Source organism: Neofamilia massiliensis (assembly GCF_001299475.1).
Lineage (GTDB): Bacteria > Bacillota > Clostridia > Tissierellales > Peptoniphilaceae > Neofamilia > Neofamilia massiliensis.
On the sequence record NZ_CYUJ01000003.1, the window covers coordinates 881,648 to 897,529 of the forward strand.

At 36.6% G+C, this 15,882-nt stretch carries 23 protein-coding genes; 17 read left to right on the forward strand and 6 right to left on the reverse strand.

Going from position 1 to position 15,882, the window contains the following annotated elements; genetic code table 11:
• Positions 1–3 precede the first annotated feature (3 nt).
• The 9 genes from BN2667_RS09270 (at position 4) to tnpA (ending at position 4,715) form a co-directional block, all read left to right on the forward strand.
• Complete coding sequence (locus BN2667_RS09270) at positions 4–594, forward strand: rhodanese-like domain-containing protein (protein WP_054252914.1); 591 nt, start codon at positions 4–6, stop codon at positions 592–594.
• A gap of 149 nt (positions 595–743) precedes the next feature.
• Positions 744–1,301, forward strand: coding sequence for an RNA polymerase sigma factor (locus BN2667_RS08610; RefSeq protein WP_054252915.1), 558 nt, complete (start codon positions 744–746; stop codon positions 1,299–1,301).
• Positions 1,294–1,980: a DUF4367 domain-containing protein gene (locus BN2667_RS08615; protein WP_054252916.1), complete on the forward strand. Its 687-nt coding sequence runs from the start codon at positions 1,294–1,296 to the stop codon at positions 1,978–1,980. Before BN2667_RS08610 ends, BN2667_RS08615 begins: the two co-directional genes overlap by 8 nt.
• Before the next feature lie 55 nt (positions 1,981–2,035).
• Positions 2,036–2,437 carry a hypothetical protein gene (locus BN2667_RS08620; RefSeq protein WP_054252917.1) on the forward strand — a complete coding sequence of 134 codons (402 nt, stop codon included), beginning with the start codon at positions 2,036–2,038 and terminating at the stop codon, positions 2,435–2,437.
• 69 nt (positions 2,438–2,506) lie between these two features.
• Complete coding sequence (locus tag BN2667_RS08625) at positions 2,507–3,151, forward strand: hypothetical protein (RefSeq protein WP_054252918.1); 645 nt, start codon at positions 2,507–2,509, stop codon at positions 3,149–3,151.
• Positions 3,145–3,429 (forward strand): hypothetical protein, encoded by a 285-nt coding sequence (locus BN2667_RS08630; RefSeq protein ID WP_054252919.1) that lies wholly within the window; start codon positions 3,145–3,147, stop codon positions 3,427–3,429. The genes BN2667_RS08625 and BN2667_RS08630 overlap by 7 nt, the downstream gene beginning before the upstream one ends.
• Positions 3,430–3,459: 30 nt before the next feature.
• The gene (locus BN2667_RS08635) at positions 3,460–3,879 is read left to right on the forward strand and encodes a hypothetical protein (protein WP_054252920.1); all 420 of its coding nucleotides are present in this window, start codon (positions 3,460–3,462) and stop codon (positions 3,877–3,879) included.
• Between the two features lie 5 nt (positions 3,880–3,884).
• Positions 3,885–4,097 carry a hypothetical protein gene (locus BN2667_RS09380; RefSeq protein WP_154865168.1) on the forward strand — a complete coding sequence of 71 codons (213 nt, stop codon included), beginning with the start codon at positions 3,885–3,887 and terminating at the stop codon, positions 4,095–4,097.
• A 168-nt stretch (positions 4,098–4,265) separates the two neighbouring features.
• A complete protein-coding gene (gene tnpA / locus BN2667_RS08640) occupies positions 4,266–4,715 on the forward strand; it encodes an IS200/IS605 family transposase (protein ID WP_154865151.1) in 450 nt (149 codons plus the stop codon).
• A gap of 118 nt (positions 4,716–4,833) precedes the next feature.
• Here the strand turns inward: tnpA and BN2667_RS08645 are convergent, their stop codons facing one another.
• The 3 genes from BN2667_RS08645 to pepT all read right to left on the reverse strand — a co-directional run bounded on the left by BN2667_RS08645 (position 4,834) and on the right by pepT (position 7,076).
• Positions 4,834–5,247 (reverse strand): GtrA family protein, encoded by a 414-nt coding sequence (locus BN2667_RS08645; RefSeq protein WP_054252921.1) that lies wholly within the window; start codon positions 5,245–5,247, stop codon positions 4,834–4,836.
• Positions 5,248–5,281: 34 nt separating this feature from the next.
• Positions 5,282–5,695 carry a GtrA domain-containing protein gene (locus BN2667_RS08650; protein WP_054252922.1) on the reverse strand — a complete coding sequence of 138 codons (414 nt, stop codon included), beginning with the start codon at positions 5,693–5,695 and terminating at the stop codon, positions 5,282–5,284.
• 166 nt (positions 5,696–5,861) lie between these two features.
• The gene (pepT, locus tag BN2667_RS08655; RefSeq protein WP_054252923.1) at positions 5,862–7,076 is read right to left on the reverse strand and encodes a peptidase T; all 1,215 of its coding nucleotides are present in this window, start codon (positions 7,074–7,076) and stop codon (positions 5,862–5,864) included.
• 123 nt (positions 7,077–7,199) lie between these two features.
• On the opposite strand from pepT, the gene BN2667_RS08660 reads away from it, so the two are divergent.
• A complete protein-coding gene (locus tag BN2667_RS08660; RefSeq protein WP_054252924.1) occupies positions 7,200–7,847 on the forward strand; it encodes a helix-turn-helix domain-containing protein in 648 nt (215 codons plus the stop codon).
• Positions 7,848–7,904: 57 nt separating this feature from the next.
• Here the strand turns inward: BN2667_RS08660 and BN2667_RS08665 are convergent, their stop codons facing one another.
• The 3 genes from BN2667_RS08665 to BN2667_RS08675 are packed head-to-tail and all read right to left on the reverse strand — an operon-like array spanning position 7,905 to position 10,688.
• A complete protein-coding gene (locus BN2667_RS08665) occupies positions 7,905–8,975 on the reverse strand; it encodes a flippase-like domain-containing protein (RefSeq protein WP_082380239.1) in 1,071 nt (356 codons plus the stop codon).
• A complete protein-coding gene (locus BN2667_RS08670; protein WP_054252926.1) occupies positions 8,962–9,603 on the reverse strand; it encodes a polysaccharide deacetylase family protein in 642 nt (213 codons plus the stop codon). Before BN2667_RS08670 ends, BN2667_RS08665 begins: the two co-directional genes overlap by 14 nt.
• Complete coding sequence (locus BN2667_RS08675) at positions 9,603–10,688, reverse strand: MGDG synthase family glycosyltransferase (protein ID WP_054252927.1); 1,086 nt, start codon at positions 10,686–10,688, stop codon at positions 9,603–9,605. Before BN2667_RS08675 ends, BN2667_RS08670 begins: the two co-directional genes overlap by 1 nt.
• Positions 10,689–10,974: 286 nt before the next feature.
• Between BN2667_RS08675 and larE the strand changes: the two genes are divergently transcribed.
• The 7 genes from larE to BN2667_RS09385 all read left to right on the forward strand — a co-directional run bounded on the left by larE (position 10,975) and on the right by BN2667_RS09385 (position 15,839).
• Positions 10,975–11,727 (forward strand): ATP-dependent sacrificial sulfur transferase LarE, encoded by a 753-nt coding sequence (gene larE, locus BN2667_RS08680; protein ID WP_054253026.1) that lies wholly within the window; start codon positions 10,975–10,977, stop codon positions 11,725–11,727.
• Positions 11,727–12,473 (forward strand): nickel pincer cofactor biosynthesis protein LarB, encoded by a 747-nt coding sequence (larB, locus tag BN2667_RS08685; protein WP_054252928.1) that lies wholly within the window; start codon positions 11,727–11,729, stop codon positions 12,471–12,473. The genes larE and larB overlap by 1 nt, the downstream gene beginning before the upstream one ends.
• Before the next feature lie 16 nt (positions 12,474–12,489).
• Positions 12,490–13,749 (forward strand): nickel pincer cofactor biosynthesis protein LarC, encoded by a 1,260-nt coding sequence (gene larC, locus BN2667_RS08690; protein WP_054252929.1) that lies wholly within the window; start codon positions 12,490–12,492, stop codon positions 13,747–13,749.
• A gap of 77 nt (positions 13,750–13,826) precedes the next feature.
• Entirely contained in the window at positions 13,827–14,645 is an 819-nt protein-coding gene (locus BN2667_RS08695; RefSeq protein ID WP_054252930.1) for an Mrp/NBP35 family ATP-binding protein, read from the forward strand.
• Between the two features lie 252 nt (positions 14,646–14,897).
• Positions 14,898–15,386, forward strand: a complete 489-nt coding sequence (locus tag BN2667_RS08700) for a GAF domain-containing protein (RefSeq protein ID WP_054252931.1) — start codon at positions 14,898–14,900, stop codon at positions 15,384–15,386.
• 9 nt (positions 15,387–15,395) lie between these two features.
• The gene (locus BN2667_RS08705) at positions 15,396–15,662 is read left to right on the forward strand and encodes a hypothetical protein (RefSeq protein WP_054252932.1); all 267 of its coding nucleotides are present in this window, start codon (positions 15,396–15,398) and stop codon (positions 15,660–15,662) included.
• The gene (locus tag BN2667_RS09385; protein ID WP_156191371.1) at positions 15,663–15,839 is read left to right on the forward strand and encodes a hypothetical protein; all 177 of its coding nucleotides are present in this window, start codon (positions 15,663–15,665) and stop codon (positions 15,837–15,839) included.
• Positions 15,840–15,882 lie beyond the last annotated feature (43 nt).

Genomic DNA, 15,882 nt, shown 5'->3' on the forward strand with positions numbered 1-15,882 from the left:
AAGATGAAAAAGTTTTTAAAAATACTTGCCCTGGGTTTGGGGCTTACAATTTTATCTGTTGCCTGTAAGACGGCTGACGATTCTGCCATAGAGGCCTTGCTTTTAGATGATGCTTTTACATTTTTACTAACCAAGGACTCTAGGACTTTGAAAAAGGGGGACCTAATAAGTCTTTCCTTTGATGAAGATGTAGAAATGAGTCTTGGCCATAAGTATAGGATAAAAATTGCAGAAGGCATAAGAGAATCCTATCCCTACCAAGGTTCAGGGGAGGAAATTTTAGAAGACCTGGGAATAGCTAAGGAAAAAATAAGCTTAGACCAGGCCCTGGCCCTTAAAGAATATTTATCTGACAAGATTACTATAATAGACGTTAGGACTCCAGAAGAATACCAAGGCGGCCACCTGCCTGGAGCCATTAATATTCCAGTAGACAACCTTGCAAATGAAATAAGAGAAGACTTGGACCAAGTTATTGTCGTCTACTGCCAAAGTGGGAGAAGATCTGAGGCTGCAAGTGAAATTTTAAAAGACCTAGGCTACAAGGTGGTATTAGATGGCGGAGGAATCTCTTCCTACAAGGACCAAGTGTGAAATAGGAATTTTTAAGGAGGTTTAGGCCTCCTATTTTTGTGAAAAAGTCTATGATAAAATAAAGAAAAGAAAATTTTTTTGAAAAAAGCTGTAGTAATTTTCCAAAGTCAAACGATGTATAGGTGAAGGGACAAATTTTAGGAGATTAAATGTTAGTTATATATCTAGGAATGATAGATGGCGAGGAAGAAAAAAGTATTTTTGAGAAAGTCTATGTAGAGAACCTAAACTTTTTTCTAAACTATGCCAACAAGTTTTTATCAGACAGGACCCAGGCCCAAGAAGCAGTTCACGAGGCCTTCCTTTACCTGCTAGAAAACTCAGAAAACTACTTTAGACCTAATAAAGAAGAAATAAAAAAACTGACAACAACAATAATTAAAGGCAAGTCCATAGACATCCTAAGAAGAGAAAATAAATTTATAAAAAATGACCTTGAAGACCTAGAAAACTATTTGCCAGCGCCAGGTCCCAGCCTAGATGAAAGGCTAATTGAAGAAGAAAAAATAAAAGACCTGGCCCAGGCTTTAAAATACATAGACCCAGAGGCCAAGCAAATACTCCTAATGAAGTACCTAGAAAAAATGTCCTATGTGGAAATTTCAAAAATCCTAAATATAGAAGTAAGAACAGCCCAAACCAAGGCCTTTAGGGCCAAGAAAAAGCTTAGAAAAATCCTAGAAGCAGGTGAAGAAGACAATGAATAAAATAAGCGATAGACAATTTGATAGACTCCTAGAAGAGGCCCTAAGTCTAGACTTTAACAGCGAAATAGCAAATACTTCTAAAAGTCCATTTAATCCATCTCCAGACTTTCAAAATAAAATGGCTGAGCTTTTTAGGAAAGAAGATGCGAAAAAATTTAGGTTGAGTTCTGTCTTAAAAAAAGTTGCAGTGTTTTTCTTGGTCTCTGCTTCCATACTTGGAATATTTTTAGGAACAAACACTCAGGCCAGGGAGAGGATTTATTCTTGGATTATTGAAGACTTTGGACTCTATAGTAGCTTTACAGCTGAAAAACCTAGCATAGATGAAGAAAGTCTAAGTTTAGATGACTTAAAAATAAATTATATACCTGAAGGTTTTGACCTAAAAGAAGTTCAAGAGGGAAGGATTAATCTTATTTATCAATTTATAAATATGCAAAATAAAGAAAATTTTTTTATTGTACACTTTAGGCTTTTAGAAGAAAATCCAACAGAATCATTTTATGATACTGAAGATACAAGATTAGAAAATATAATTATAAGTGGAAGAGATGGATATTTTTGGCAAAAAAAGGAATTGACATCAATACTATGGAAGCAAAATTCTATAGAATGTAATGTCTACGGTAATTTAAATAAAGATGAAATAATAAAAATTGGAGAAAATATTTCTAAGTAGATAAAAATCATACCCAATTTTTATATTAAAATTTTTTTGATAGGAGGTGAGAGAGATGAAGAAAAAAATATTATTATTAAGTTCATTGGTGTTAATAGTTATTTTGTTTACAGTAAACTCTAATGTTAAAGCTTTAGAATTTAGTAATGATGAAGTATTGAGATGGGAAAATAATTACAATACGAACATAAGCTTATCAAAAAGAAACAATACAATTTATATCGATTCTATTGTTAAGGTAGATAATGTGAGTTCTTCTATCAGCGGAGGAGTTTATTTAGAAAGATACACTAATGGAAGATGGGTTAATGTGGCATCTTGGGTTATAAAGGGAAAAGGTAGTGCCATACTATCAGATTCTTACAAAGGAGTAAGTGGTGAACTTTATAGGGCAAGACTATCTGCTGATGTAGGTGGAGAGAGAATTTCTGCAACATCAAATTCTGTAAGGCTATAGGATATTTGTGACAAAACAAATAAAATGAAAGAGATAGATTTAAAAAAATTTATTAAAAAGGAGTTTAATATGAAAAAAATAATTGTTTTATTGTTAGTTTTTATTCTTACTCTATCACCGAGTATATCTTTAGCTGCAGAAGGAAAAGAATCTGATGTAAAGATAACTTTTAATGGAAAAAATTATAAAATTGAATCAATACAAGTATCAGATAAATGGATTTTGATTCGAATTACAAATTTAAGCGACAATAAAATTCTTGAATCATATTTAAATTTAGAAAACAAAATCATTCAAATAGAGGAAAATCAGTATAGAATAATAGTGGAAAATGAAAATTATGTTGTACCATTTGCAGTTTGTACACCAGGTCAAACGAGAACAAGAACTATTAATATTTCGTTGTTTGATTTAAAAATGCAAGATTACCAAAAAAAAGGTATAGATAGTGACATTGCTTTTTTAGCCTTATTAACTGGTGTGCTCACAGCTATAAATCCTTTAGCAGGCATTATCCCAGGATTTTTAAGCTCTACTATAACGGGGGGAGCAACATATGACTTATATATGTCATATAAGAATGGAGACTTAAATAAAATAATCAGAGCAACTTATTATTATGAATGTGTGGAAATGTCTGATTACGACCCTGGTTTTGATTATGGGGGTGAAAGCAAAGTCCCTATGTGGAAGTTGGTGGATATTAAATGGTAAAAAAGCTTTTATCATTAATTAAAGTTTTGATATTCTTTGCTAGGTATATTATTGCCTATGGTTTTCTTATTTTTATATGGAAGTATGATTTATTTGCTAAAATTCTATATAGTGAGATTAATGAAAACACTATAAACTTTGCTTCTTTTCTAACTTATTTTTTGACATTTGGCCTTTTAATTAAAACTATCTTAGCATTTTTCCTAGGAGTAGAAACAGCTGAAACTAAGGTTGTTAAGGACTTTAATAGTCTAATAAAAGACAAACGTGTTTCATAGATATTACAAAAACACAGAGGAGCCAAGCCGATGAAGAAAAAGACAAAAATACTAATACTAGCAGGTCTTGTTTTGTTTGGAATTCTATACAAGCCAGTTAAAAACCGCATAGAAATTGCAAGGGCGCCTGAAAAAATTTTAGTCCTAGGCCAGAGGGTTGATGAGTATGGAGTTAATTTTAACAGACAAATTAAAGATCCAGAAAAAGTTACTGCCTTTGAAAACTTTTTTGACCAAGCTGTCTTTCAACAAGGTTGGAAGGGAGAGCTAGAAGGCTCAGACCTTGTTAGCTACATTATTTACAATGAGGGACTCTATTCCTATTGGTTTGATATATGGTTTGAAGAAGATGGTGGGGCCACGGTAGTAAGGTCTGATATGGACGACCCTGATTTTTGTAAATTGACTGAGGACCAGACACGAGAGTTAAAAGAAATTGTCTATGATTAGGGAAAATGGAAAAAATAATAAGAAAAACAATGGGGACACAGCTAAATAGGCCGTCGAATTCTAGCCAATCAATCTTCCCTACGGTCGATTTCTTGGGAATTCTTGGCATGAGACCTGCAACAAAATCAAAGATTTTGGCTAGGGCTTCAAATATCCCAACTATTTTTTATGGGGACACACCTAAAGGAATGTCCCCTTTTGTTGTAAAATTACTTTAGGAGGTTTAGGCCTCCTATTTTTTTGTAAGAAGAAAACCCCCAGTTAGACTGGGGGTTCAGTATAGCTTTAGCGATGAAAAACCAACAAAAAACCTCCTATGATATATAATTAAATTGTAGTTCGCCAACTGCAATAAAAAATATCAAGGAGGTAAGAAAATGTCATCAATAAATGACAAACATAGTTTATCACATACAAAATGGAACTGTAAATACCATATAGTATTTGCACCAAAATATAGGAGAAAAGAATTTTACGGAAGCAAAAGATTAGAAATAGGACAAATACTTCGAGAATTATGTAGCTGGAAAGAAGTAAACATAATAGAAGCGGAAGTATGCCCAGATCATATTCATATGTTAGTAGAAATACCACCAAAACTATCAGTATCAAGTTTTATGGGATTTTTAAAAGGAAAGAGTAGCATAATGATATATGAAAGATGGGGAAATTTAAAATATAAATACAGAGGAAGACAGTTTTGGTGTAGAGGATATTATGTAGACACAGCAGGTAAAAATGCAAAAGCAATCCAAGAATATATCCAAAACCAATTAAAACAAGATCAGTTAAGCGAACAACTAACATTTGATGTAGTTGACCCTTTTAAAGGGTAGCAAGTAGAAGTTGCAAGTGGCGGACTAACCAACGCCATTGAGGCGTGGCTGGTAATACAGGCCCTTTGGGCCGCATGAGAAAAACCCCCGGCTACGCCGGGGGATGATTATTAAAATTTTATACAAAATCATTTTTAAAGACTTTTTTTCTGATTAAATAGTTAGATAAAAATGGCAAAATTCCTGACAGGACCTTGCTAACCATAAAGGAAAATTTCTTTGATAAAAACCTTCCAAAAAATTCTGATGCGTACTTTATTACTAAATTTGCCATAACCATGCCTAGGACAAAGGTGCCTAGGTAGACGAGAAAACCCTTTAGGGTCCTCTGCTTATGGAAGACTAGCTTTGAGGCTATAAAGGTCCACAAAAATCCTACAATTAATCCTATAGAGTTAGCCACAATTATATCTAGGTCGACTACTATATAGAAGATGTAGGCTGTTATAAAGTTTAAAAGAGATCCTGTAAAGGCTGCGACCATATATTTAACTAGGGTGAAATGGTCTTTTATTAATTCTTTTATTTTCATTTAATCATCCTTAGCATTTATTTTTCTTAAAATCTTAAAGAGAGGCAGACTTAAAAATTTTCTTTCTCAAAATATAGGAAACTGCAAAGGGCACAATTCCCGACAAGAGCTTGCTTATTAAAAAGGATATGTTCTTTGCGAAAAACTTTATAAAAAATCCTGATGCCAGCTTTATTATAAGGTTGTCTAAGACCAAGCCTAGGAGAAAGGTTCCTAAATAAACTAAAAAGCCCTTTAAGCTGTGGTTCTTGTGGAAGACAATTTTTGAGGCCAAAAAGGTAAAGAGAAAGCCAACTATAAGGCCAGTGGTGTTTGAAAAAATTAGATTTTTATCTAGGCCTAGATAGAGGACATAGGCCGTTATAAAGTTTAGTACATGGCCTGCAAAGGCTGCTGCCATATATTTAATTAGGGTCATGTGGTCGATTATTAGGTCTTTAACTTTCATAGTTTTTCGTCTTTCCTTTAAAGTACTTACATAAAATCTTTATTACAATTTTAAGATAGGATTAATAACAAAAACTTATTAATCTTAATTACACTATAACAAGCTTTCCCTAAGATTGCAAATGAAATAAAAAAGTACCAGCTCAAGGCTGATACTTTAAAAAATTTTATTTGTGGTTTTTGCCGTGGTTTTCTACAATTTTTACAATTAATTCTGAGGCCTTTCTCATATAGTCTGTTGGCACAAATTCGTATCTTCCGTGGAAGTTCATACCTCCTGCAAAGATGTTTGGTGTTGGTAGACCCATAAAGGAAAGTCTGGCTCCGTCTGTGCCTCCTCTTATGGCTTGGATCTTTGGCTCAATGTCTAAATCTTCCATTGATTTTTTTGCCAGTTCTACTATTTCCATGTGGCCTTCAATTTTTTCTCTCATATTGTAGTAGGAATCTTTTACTTGAACTTCAACCCTGCCTGGGTATTTTTTATTTAAAAAGTCTCCAACTTCACTAAAGAGCTTTTTCTTCTCTTCAAACTTATCCCTTGAGTGGTCACGGATTATAAAGGCCATAGTAGTTTCTTCTACTGTTCCAGAAATATCTGTTAGGTGGAAGAAGCCTTCATACTTTTCAGTGTATTCTGGCCTTTGGTCTGCTGGCAACATGGCATCAAATTCCATGGCGATTTTTTGGGAGTTTACCATGGTGTTTTTTGAAGATCCTGGGTGGACGTTTTTCCCTTGGATGGAAACTTTTCCTGAAGCTGCATTAAAGTTTTCAAATTCTAATTCGCCAATAGGGCCGCCGTCAAGGGTATAGGCAAAGTCTGCACCAAAGCCTTTGACGTCAAAAAGATCTGCCCCTCTGCCGATTTCTTCGTCTGGAGTAAAGGCAACTTTTATGTCTCCTCTTTCAATTTCTGGATGGGCCACTAAATAGGCACAGGCATCTAGGATTTCGGCAACGCCTGCCTTGTCGTCAGCTCCTAAAAGAGTTGTACCGTCTGTTGTAATTAATTCCATGCCAACAAAGTCTTTTATAAATGGAAATTCACTTTCTTTAATAGAAAATTCGTCATTTAATTTTATGTCCCCACCTTGATAGGTAAAAATTTGTGGGTTTACGCATTTGCCGTCCATATCAGGTGAAGTGTCCATGTGGGCAACAAAGCCAATTACTGGCAGTCCCTTAAGATTTCCTTCTAAAGTTCCGTAGACATAGCCATTGTCGTCTTGGAAGACGTCTGTAAGGCCAATTTCTTTCATATCTGCTACTAAGATCTTTCCTAGCTCAAGTTGGCCAGGTGTTGATGGACAAGTTTCGCTGGTCTCATCTGACTTAGTATCAATAGCAATGTATTTTAAAAATCTTTCAACAATATCCATAAAAAACCTCCTTGTTTATAAAATTATTATAGCACAAGAGATGAAGTTTTTAAGGTTATTTATTTTTATCTTAGGCCAATTAATGTTATAATTATAGTATAATTATTGAAAAATGGTGGTATTATGAAATTTTCTAAAAGACTTTACATATTGAGAAAGGAAAAAAACCTGTCCCAAGTAGACCTGGCAGAGGAAATTAAGGTTTCAGCATCGTCAATTTCTCTTTGGGAGGCAGGCAAGGTCATTCCAGAAGCTGAAAAAATCTTGCACCTGGCAAATTTTTTTAATGTATCTACTGACTACCTCCTAGGGTCTTCCAACTTTATTAAACAAAAGTCAATAATAACCCAGACTTCACTTTTAAATATAGACAAGATAGTTTCTATTCCAATTTTTGACAAGATTTTAGTAGACGAAAATGTTGTAATCGACAAAAATACAGTTGGGTCCCTAGACCTAATTATGTCTTGTGACAAGACTGAAAACGACTATTTTGCCATGAAAATAACTGACGATTATCTATTTCCATCTATTAATAAAGGGGACATTTTAATTTGTAAAAATACCGAAAAAGCCAAGGATGGGGACCTGGTTTTAGTTTACATTGGCAACCACACAAGCGTCTTTGGCTACTACAAAAATACTCCAGAAGGGATTATTATATCTGGCCCTAGAAGTATAAACCAGCCCTTGTATTTTTCTAAGGCCGACCTTGAAGAGAAAAATATTAGGATTCTAGCCAAGGCAGTAGAACTGCGCAGGTTTTTATAAAATATAAGCAAGCAAAAAGAGATAAGGAAGTTTTTCCCTATCTCTATTTTTATAGCTTTATTTACTTGTAAGTCTCTTTTCAACTGGCTGGGCCTTTGAAAAAAATGTGACTAGGCAGCCGATTATAATAAAGAGATAATAGGAGACTCCTCTAGTTAAAAGCATTGCAGCTGGAAGAATTTCTCCTGGATAGATCCTTGTAAAAATATTTAAAAATCCTGCTTCTGCCAGGCCAACTCCTCCTGGAAGTGGGAGCGACTCAAAGGTCATAGTAAAAACTCCCTGGTAGGCTATCATTTGAAAAAATCCTAGGTTACCTATGCCAAAGGCCTTTAAAATCCAATAGGACATAGAATAATAAAGACCTAGGTGGATTATTACAAGGGGAAAGAGTTTTAAAACTGCCAGCTTGTTAGCCTTGATCCAAGCTGCCCCTTCCTTGTATTCGTCTAGGACCTTGGAGACTTTTTTCTTAAAAGCATCTAGCTTTTTATAGTTAAAAAATTCTAAGACCTTAAAAATTCCACTGAAAAGTTTGTAGACCAGGGACTTAGAAAAAATTAAAAAGAAAAAACCTATGGCAAGAATTACTTGAACACAAATGCCAAAGACAAAGAGCCTGTAAAAGACAGGACTGTGGCCTAGAATTTCTTTAATTCTGCCAAAGCCTGTTAAAAAGACTACAAAAACAACTGCCAAATGGTAAAAGCCGTTAAAAATTAGCATGGTCAAAGACGAGTCGCCAAGGGCAATGCCATCTCTCTTCATAAAGTAGATTTCTGCAGGCTGGCCACCTGATGCACCTGGAGTAATTTGGGAAAAAAAGTAGTCTATAAGGGTGTACTTGTAAGTAGCCTTGGAAGAAACTGAGTAGCCAAGAGAATAAAGCAGCTTTTTTATGACAAAGGCTTGGACAAAGAAAAATGCCAGCATAGTAAAAAAAGCCAAGAGAAGGTAAATTTTATTTACCCGGCCTAAAATCCTAGGCAGGTTTTTTATATCCTCAAGGTCAATGGCAAAATAAAAAGTTAGGCCAAGGACTGCCAGAATAAATATTAAGTTTTTCCAGTATTTTTTTAAATAAGATGAAGAATCCTTACTTATGACAAAAACCTCACTTTTTAAAATATTCTTCTAGGGCCCTGATGGTATTTTTTGGAGCCTGAGATTTTGAATTAATAGAGTGGTTAGAATCGTGAAGGCAAACTAGGCCGCCTTTTTTCTTTTCTTTTTCTAAATCACCATAAATTTTTTCCCAAGCCAGGTCTTCCTTCCAGTCTCCTGGCAGGCAGGTCCAAAGTTTTAATTCTAAATTCCATTTTTTTATTAAATAGATCATGGAAAGATTGACCCAGCCATGAGGAGGCCTGTAGTAATTTGGCCTAAGGTCTTGGGCTTCGAAGACATCCAAGGCCGCCTTCATATCCTTGTAGGTTTTTATTGGGCCCCAAAGGGCAGGGTTAGAGTGCTTGTAACAGTGGAGGCCAAGATGATGGCCACTTGCTACTAATTCTTTAGTTAATTCTGGATAGGCCTGAACTTTTTCCCCAACTTGGAAAAAATATGCCTGTACACCATTTGCGTCTAAGATGTCTTTTATTTTTAAGGTATAAAGGGGATTTGGCCCATCGTCAAAGGACAAGGTTAGCTTGCCCTCTTCATGGTCTTCTACATAAATATACTTGTAATAAATTGTTGGTAGCAGGGAATAAATTGTGTAGGCAAGGACAAGTCCTAGAAATATTTTTATGACCATTAAAGTGCGCCTCCCACAAGGTCGTTAATTATATAAGGATTAAGAGAAGCCTTGATTTTTCCCATATTGGCTGTCATGTCCCTTAAAAGATTGTCGTTTTTAAGAACTCCATAAATTAGGCCTAGGTCCTTTGTAGACTTAGACATCTTCGATGGAAGAACTATGCCAATTTCCTTGTTGGAAATGTAGTTGGCATTGGAAAGTTCTTGGTCCAAAAATGGCTTAAAGACTATCATTGGAGTTTGGCTCTCTATGGCTTCAAAGGTGGTAATGCCTCCTGCCTTGGTAATTAAAAGGTCTGAATGAGCCATAAGCCTGTCTATATCATCGACATATCCTAGGACATTTATAGCTGGAAATTCTCTTTTTAGCTTTTTGTAGAGGCTTTTATTTTTTCCTGTTACAACTGTCAGTTTAACTGACGGAATATTAACTAGGCCCCTATAAAAGTCCATGTCACGTGGAAGCATGCCTAGGCCTCCGCCCATTAAGAGAACTTGTTTTTCTTCAGAGTGATTTATGTGTTTGGCATTTTCAAATTTTTCTAAAACTGGAATGCCGCCAATTTTTATTTGGTCCTCAGAAACTCCCATTAGCCTTAGGTCCCTTTTTGTAGAAGAGTCAGCAACTATATAGCAGTCGGTGTTTGGGTTGACCCAGCCGTAGTGGGGCCTTAGGTCGGTAATCCAAGTAAGAAGGGGAATGTCTGACCTAGACTTTTCCTTATAATAGGACATTAACTCTGATGTAAAAGAGTAGGTGGAAATTACCAGGTCTGGTTTTTCCCTATCTATCATTTCAGGAAAGTCCCTTAGTAAGAGCCTAGATAAAAACTTTAGAGGGCCTTGTTTGTCAGAAGACCTTAAAACTTTTTTGTAAGCCAAGTTATAAAGGTAGTTGCCGTGGTTGACTATTAAGTTGTAGACCTTATAAAAATAAGGAACTGCCCAGGTAAATTGTTCTTCGTAAATATCTATGCAAGAAATTTCTGCATGAGGAAAAGCAGTTTTAATTTTTTCTTCAATGGCCGAGGCACATTTGTAATGGCCCATACCACATTTTGCTGTTAGCATTAATATTTTCATAAGTCACCTTTATTTCTATTTTTCTTAAATTTCGTTTTCGTATTGCAATTATATACTTCTAGGTCAACAAAAGGTTTACAAGTGGTTACAAAGCTATAAGAAAAGAGTAAAAAATTTCTTAAGAAATTATAAAGATTTTGAGAAAAAAAGTAAAGGCCAAAATTTTCTAGAAATTTGGTCACAAATTGACCGACTTTTTAAAATATGATAAATTTAAAGATATGAAATAAGTAGATTATTAATGGCTATAAAGACTATAAGATATAAATTTAAAAACGGGGGAGACATGGAATACAAATCCTTAGATGAATTTTTTAAAGACCACAATAAACTGGCCCTGGCCTTTTCTGGCGGAGTAGATTCGGCCTACCTACTCTATGCAGGACTTGAGGCTGGAGCTGACATTAAGGCCTACTATGTAAAGTCAGACTTTCAAGCTGATTTTGAACTAGCAGATGCCAAAAGGCTGGCTGATGAATTAAAGGCAAACATGGAAATAATTGAAATAGATGTGCTGGCAGAGGAGAATGTGAGATCAAACCCAGCTAAAAGATGTTACTACTGCAAAAACAAAATCTTTTCTACAATAATTGAAAGAGCCAAGGCAGATGGATACAGTGTTTTAGTTGACGGGACCAATGCCTCAGACTCCTATGACGATCGTCCAGGCATGAAGGCCCTAGAAGAATTAAAGGTCCTATCGCCACTAAGACTGGCAGGCCTTAGCAAAGACCAAATTAGAAAAAAATCCAAGGAAGCAGGACTTTTTACATGGGACAAGGACTCTTATTCCTGTTTGGCAACTAGGATTCCAAGTGGAGAAGAAATAAGCAAGGCCAAACTTACAAAAGTTGAAGAGGCAGAAGATTTTCTCTTTAGTCTTGGCTTTAAAGACTTTAGGGCCAGACTAATAGATGGAACTTTTAAAATCCAAGTTAGGGAGAAAGACCTAGAAAAAATACTAGACCACAGGCTGGAAATTCTTGAGAAGTTAAAGACCCTAAGCCCAGTAGTAGTCTTAGATCTAGAGGTGAGATAATGGATAGAAGACAAATGGAAGAATTTTTACTCCAGGTAAAATCTGGCGACCTTTCCATAGACCAGGCAGTTAATAAATTAAAAAAAGATCCCTTTGAAGACCTAGGCTTTGCTAAAGTTGACAGCCATAGGGCCTTGCGCCAAGGGGCAGGAGAAGTTATTTTCGGCCAGGGCAAGACCCCGGACCAAATTATAGAAATTTCCAAAAGCCTATTAAAGACCCAAGATGGAGTTTTAATAACCAGACTAAGCAAGGACAAGGCCGACTTAGTTAAAAAAGAAATCGACCTAAAATACTATGACCTAGCAGAACTTGGCCTTTATGGGCAGATGGCAGACCTAAAGACAGATGGGAAAATCCTAGTGGCAACTGGAGGGACCTCTGATATGAAGGTAGCAGAAGAGGCAGCTTTAACTGCAGAATTTTTAGGAAATAAGGTCGTCAGACTTTATGATGTTGGAGTTGCAGGTATCCACAGGCTCCTTAGCCACATGGATGAAATTTCGGAAGCGCGGGTAATTATTGCCATAGCTGGCATGGAAGGAGCCTTGGCCTCTGTTATTGGCGGCCTTGCATCTTGTCCAGTTATTGCCGTGCCTACATCTATTGGCTACGGGGCAAACTTTTCTGGTTTAGCCGCTCTTCTTTCTATGTTAAATTCCTGTGCCTCAGGAGTTTCTGTAGTAAATATTGACAACGGCTTTGGGGCAGGCTACTTGGCCTCAATGATCAACCAAATAAAATAAGGAGCAGGGGACAAAAATGAAAACACTTTATTTAGATTTAAATATGGGCGCCAGTGGAGACATGTTAATGGGAGCCCTTTACGAACTTATAGAAGACCAGGCTGGTTTTTTAGAAAAAATAAATTCTCTCAAAGACCTAGGAGTTGTAGTAAAGGCCAGACCTGATATCAAAGCAGGCATTGCTGGGACAAAAATGGACGTCCTTATTCACGGCCATGAAGAAGAGTCTATTGACGTAGACATTAGAACTCATCACCACCACGACCACGATCACAATCACGATCACGACCATGACCACGATCATCTTCACGGCCACCACCATCACTCAACTTTAGGATCAGTTAGCGAAATTATTAGGTCCATGGACTTAGACGAAAAAGTTAAAGCTGACGCCATTGGAGTTTATGAAATTCTTGCTCAGGCAGAAGCTCAGGCCCACAATATGCCAGTAGACCAGGTCCACTTCCACGAAGTTGGCAGCCTAGATGCCATTTACGATATAGTTGGAGTTTGTCTTTTAATAAACAGTCTAGGTTTAGATAAAATTTTGGCATCTCCAATCCATTTAGGATCAGGTTTTGTAAAGTGCGCCCACGGCCTAATGCCTGTGCCAGCACCAGCTACAGCAAATATCCTAAAGGGTCTTCCAGTTTACCAAGGGTCTATCCAAGGAGAACTTTGCACCCCAACAGGGGCAGCCTTAGTAAAATACTTTGTAGACGGTTTTGGACCAATGCCTATGATGGAAATCGAAAAAATCGGCTACGGCATGGGGACCAAAAACTTTGAAGCAGCTAACGCCATTAGGGCCCTACTTGGTACCGGCGAAGATGAAAGTGATGGAGAAAAATTAGTCCAGCTAGAAACATCCCTTGACGATATAACAGGAGAAGAAGTTGGCTTCTTATACGAGGTTCTTTTTTCTAAAGGCGCCTTAGAAGTCTACAGCACAAATATTTTAATGAAAAAATCTAGACCAGGAATCCTACTAACAGTTTTAGTTGAAGAAGACAAGAAGGACTTGATTTTAAGAGAAATTTTTAAACACAGCCCAACTATAGGAGTCAAAGAATTTGCCCTAAAAAGGCACAAACTAGACAGACAAGAAGTCCTAGTAGAAACTAGTTTTGGCAGGGTTAGGAAAAAAGTTTCTAAGGGTTTTGGCACAGAAAAATTTAAATACGAATACGAAGACCTAAGGGACTTAAGCTTAGAAAATGACCTGAGCCTTAAAGACCTGAGGGAAAAAATTCTAAGAGAAGACTTGGACAAATAGTTTTATAAAAATAAAGATGGTTATAAGATAAAATAGAAAAAAGACAAAGAATTTTGCCTTAAAAAGTGAGGAGAAAAATGACAGAAAAATCTACAGATACAATAAGAAAAAAGACTGGACCTAACACAGCCTTTAGACTTGAAGCCAATAAAAAATCTAAAATAAAAAAAGTTATAGGAGTCCTTTCAGGAAAAGGTGGAGTTGGCAAGTCCCTAGTGACTTCATTATTTGCAGTTGAGCTTAGGAGACAGGGCCACAAGGTCGCAATTTTAGACGCAGACATTACAGGGCCATCAATTCCTAGGGCCTTTGGCGTCCACACCAAGGCTGTTGCCAACAAGGACGGGATTTTGCCAGTAAAAACTTCCACTGGCATAGAGCTAATGAGTATAAACCTACTTTTAAACAAGGAGACCGACCCAGTTGTTTGGAGGGGGCCAGTAATAGCCTCAACAGTAAAACAATTTTGGACAGATGTTATTTGGGAAGATGTTGATTATATGTTTGTTGACATGCCACCAGGAACAGGTGACGTTGCCCTAACAGTTTTTCAGTCCCTGCCTCTTGATGGAATAATTATAGTAACATCACCTCAAGACCTAGTTTCTATGATTGTTCTAAAGGCAGTAAAAATGGCCAACATTATGAGAATACCAATTCTCGGCCTAGTAGAAAATATGTCCTACTTTACCTGCCCAGACAATGGAAAAAACTACGAAATCTTTGGCAAGTCAAAAATAGACCAAATTGCCAAAGAGTTAGACTTAGATGTTTTAGCCAAACTTCCAATAGATCCTAACATTGCCGAGGCAGTAGATATGGGATCCATTGAACAAATTTACTTTGACGGCCTAGAAGACTGTGGCAAGAGGATTGTGGATAAAGTTAATAAGTAAAATAAGAGATTAATCAATTAGGGGACATTGCTTTAGCTGTGTCCCCGTTTTGTATATATCTCCATTTTTATTAATCAGGGACATTCTTTCAAGTTTGTCCCCGTTTTTCTTGGTGTGATATCAAGGGAAATTCTTTCTGTGTTATTAGGGGACATTCCTTCAGCTGTGTCCCCGTTTTGTATAATGAACTTGTCCCAGTAAAAAATTATTTGTATAATAGCTTTCAGGATAAAAAAATTTAAAGGAGAACAAATGTCATTTACATTAAAGGGAACAGAAAACCTATCTGTCAAGGAAAAATATGATTTTATAAAATTATTTATTAAGGGCCAGGTTAGAGATGAAAGTGACTCCCTAGCCCTAATGGCAAATATTTCAGCAATAATTATGGCTCTTGTATCTGACCTAAACTGGGCAGGATTTTACCTGGTCCAAGGAGACCAGTTAGTCCTCGGCCCCTTTCAAGGGTTGCCAGCTTGTACAAGATTAGACTATGACAAGGGAGTTTGTGCCAAGGCTTGGAGGGACAAAGAGCCAGTTTTAGTTGAGGACGTCCACGCCTTTCCAGGCCACGTTGCCTGCGACTCGGCATCTAATTCTGAACTAGTCATTCCTCTAATAAAAGATGGACAAGTTTACGGAGTCTTAGACCTAGACTCGCCAAAGCCAGCTAGGTTTACTAAAGACGACCAAGAAGAATTTGTTCAAATCGTAGAAATTTTTCAAGATCATTTAATCTAAGGAGGACCTATGAACAGTTTTTTAGAAATTTTAAAAATAATTTTGCCTCTAGGGATAATTGGAGGCTTTGTGGTCCTGCTTATAAGGATAATAAAGAGAAACAAGGACAAGTCGAGCGAAGAAAAGACAGACTATATGGAAGAAGGCCTAAGCCTGGGAATGATCTTTGGCGCAGCTTTGGCTTCAATTTTTGCTAGAGAAAAAATCGGGACCTTTGCCGCCCTTGGCATGGTCCTTGGTATGGCTATTGGCAGTGCTATAAGGAGAAAAAAGTAAATGTTAAGAGCTCTAGGGTTTTTATTATTTGGCCTAGGGTATTTGCTAACCAGCCCCCAAAGACTAAGGGACTATAAAGAGGACAAGTCTATAGAAAATCTAATCTTATTTATAGCAGGCCTTTTAATTGGCCTTTCGTCACTTGTCCTGTCCCTAGGATATTTTATTGGCAAGTAAGCCATTAAAGTTAATAATTTGCACAAAAAAGCTAGGTAGAAAA

Coding starts and splice junctions, on each gene's coding strand:
- BN2667_RS08620 (WP_054252917.1), top strand. CDS start 2,036: ATGAAGAAAAAAATATTATTATTAAGTTCATTGGTGTTAATAGTTATT.
- BN2667_RS08630 (WP_054252919.1), top strand. CDS start 3,145: ATGGTAAAAAAGCTTTTATCATTAATTAAAGTTTTGATATTCTTTGCT.
- larB (WP_054252928.1), top strand. CDS start 11,727: ATGGATAGAAGACAAATGGAAGAATTTTTACTCCAGGTAAAATCTGGC.
- BN2667_RS09270 (WP_054252914.1), top strand. CDS start 4: ATGAAAAAGTTTTTAAAAATACTTGCCCTGGGTTTGGGGCTTACAATT.
- BN2667_RS08695 (WP_054252930.1), top strand. CDS start 13,827: ATGACAGAAAAATCTACAGATACAATAAGAAAAAAGACTGGACCTAAC.
- BN2667_RS08615 (WP_054252916.1), top strand. CDS start 1,294: ATGAATAAAATAAGCGATAGACAATTTGATAGACTCCTAGAAGAGGCC.
- BN2667_RS08660 (WP_054252924.1), top strand. CDS start 7,200: ATGAAATTTTCTAAAAGACTTTACATATTGAGAAAGGAAAAAAACCTG.
- BN2667_RS09380 (WP_154865168.1), top strand. CDS start 3,885: ATGGAAAAAATAATAAGAAAAACAATGGGGACACAGCTAAATAGGCCG.
- BN2667_RS08635 (WP_054252920.1), top strand. CDS start 3,460: ATGAAGAAAAAGACAAAAATACTAATACTAGCAGGTCTTGTTTTGTTT.
- BN2667_RS08705 (WP_054252932.1), top strand. CDS start 15,396: ATGAACAGTTTTTTAGAAATTTTAAAAATAATTTTGCCTCTAGGGATA.
- BN2667_RS09385 (WP_156191371.1), top strand. CDS start 15,663: ATGTTAAGAGCTCTAGGGTTTTTATTATTTGGCCTAGGGTATTTGCTA.
- BN2667_RS08610 (WP_054252915.1), top strand. CDS start 744: ATGTTAGTTATATATCTAGGAATGATAGATGGCGAGGAAGAAAAAAGT.
- BN2667_RS08670 (WP_054252926.1), bottom strand. CDS start 9,603: ATGGTCATAAAAATATTTCTAGGACTTGTCCTTGCCTACACAATTTAT.
- BN2667_RS08650 (WP_054252922.1), bottom strand. CDS start 5,695: ATGAAAGTTAAAGACCTAATAATCGACCACATGACCCTAATTAAATAT.
- pepT (WP_054252923.1), bottom strand. CDS start 7,076: ATGGATATTGTTGAAAGATTTTTAAAATACATTGCTATTGATACTAAG.
- BN2667_RS08625 (WP_054252918.1), top strand. CDS start 2,507: ATGAAAAAAATAATTGTTTTATTGTTAGTTTTTATTCTTACTCTATCA.
- larC (WP_054252929.1), top strand. CDS start 12,490: ATGAAAACACTTTATTTAGATTTAAATATGGGCGCCAGTGGAGACATG.
- BN2667_RS08700 (WP_054252931.1), top strand. CDS start 14,898: ATGTCATTTACATTAAAGGGAACAGAAAACCTATCTGTCAAGGAAAAA.
- larE (WP_054253026.1), top strand. CDS start 10,975: ATGGAATACAAATCCTTAGATGAATTTTTTAAAGACCACAATAAACTG.
- BN2667_RS08675 (WP_054252927.1), bottom strand. CDS start 10,688: ATGAAAATATTAATGCTAACAGCAAAATGTGGTATGGGCCATTACAAA.
- BN2667_RS08645 (WP_054252921.1), bottom strand. CDS start 5,247: ATGAAAATAAAAGAATTAATAAAAGACCATTTCACCCTAGTTAAATAT.